The sequence below is a fragment of the Shewanella sp. Sh95 genome (assembly GCF_001308045.1).
Classification (GTDB): domain Bacteria; phylum Pseudomonadota; class Gammaproteobacteria; order Enterobacterales; family Shewanellaceae; genus Shewanella; species Shewanella xiamenensis.
Window position 1 is genome coordinate 1 of the sequence record NZ_LGYY01000286.1, and the last position, 855, is coordinate 855.

Annotated in this window: 1 protein-coding gene; it reads right to left on the reverse strand. The window is 48.5% G+C overall.

Annotated features, from left to right (window positions below; translation table 11 throughout):
* Positions 1-115 precede the first annotated feature (115 nt).
* On the reverse strand, positions 116-673 hold the full coding sequence (locus tag AEA42_RS21595) for a serine hydrolase (protein WP_348625499.1): 558 nt from the start codon (positions 671-673) through the stop codon (positions 116-118).
* Positions 674-855 lie beyond the last annotated feature (182 nt).

An 855-nucleotide genomic window follows, 5' to 3' on the forward strand; every position in this document is an offset into this window, starting at 1 on the left:
TGGTGTGCTCTCGCAATGGGTAAAGTTCAGTCTGCTCGCTCCCGTCACTTCTCTTTGTAGTTTGTGTCTGTAACTACAATGTTAGTGGCGTCTGGATGAGTGCAGTGCACTATTGTTATAATCTGTGGGTGGGTTTGAGTGTTCGTTTCTCGAAATTTTTTTTTTTTTTTTTTCTGTCCAGACGGAAGGTCTCATCACCCAACGAGCGAGCAAACGCCGTCACTTTATCGGGACCACCCAGATGGGCAATCAGCTTATTCATGGCAGTATTGTCGCTATACTGCAGCGCCGCTGCGCCAAGCTCAGCCAGCGTCATCGTGCCGTTAACGTGTTTCTCCGCAATGGGATTGTAGTTAACCAGGTCGCTCTTCTTGATTTCAACGCGCTGATTTAGCAGGTGCTTATCGCTCTCGCTCTGTTTAAGCACCGCCGCGGCCGCCATCACCTTACTGGTACTGCACATCGCAAAACGTTCATCGGCACGGTAGAGAATCTGCGAATTATCGGCGGTGTTAATCAGCGCAACGCCAAGCCGACCTCCCGAACTTTTCTCCAGGGCTTCCAGCTGCTGTTGCACGCTGTTCGCCTGCGCATGCAGCGTTGCGCTGCTAAATAGCAGGGGTAGCGTCGCCATCACCGTTAACATTGAGCGGCGAATGCTCTGAGTCATCATTAAAAATCCTCTATTAGTATTATCCCTCGGCCTTCAAGTATACATTGAAAAAACAAAAAGTAAAAACAAGGGTATAGGAAGTATAAACCACCTTTTTGCTCCTCATCCGAAGTATCTTACCTGAAATTCATTGAGTCGTTTAACGCTCAAGCCCCAATTTTAACTGCCGGTCCAGCCTCTTC

Coding starts and splice junctions, on each gene's coding strand:
- AEA42_RS21595 (WP_348625499.1), bottom strand. CDS start 673: ATGATGACTCAGAGCATTCGCCGCTCAATGTTAACGGTGATGGCGACG.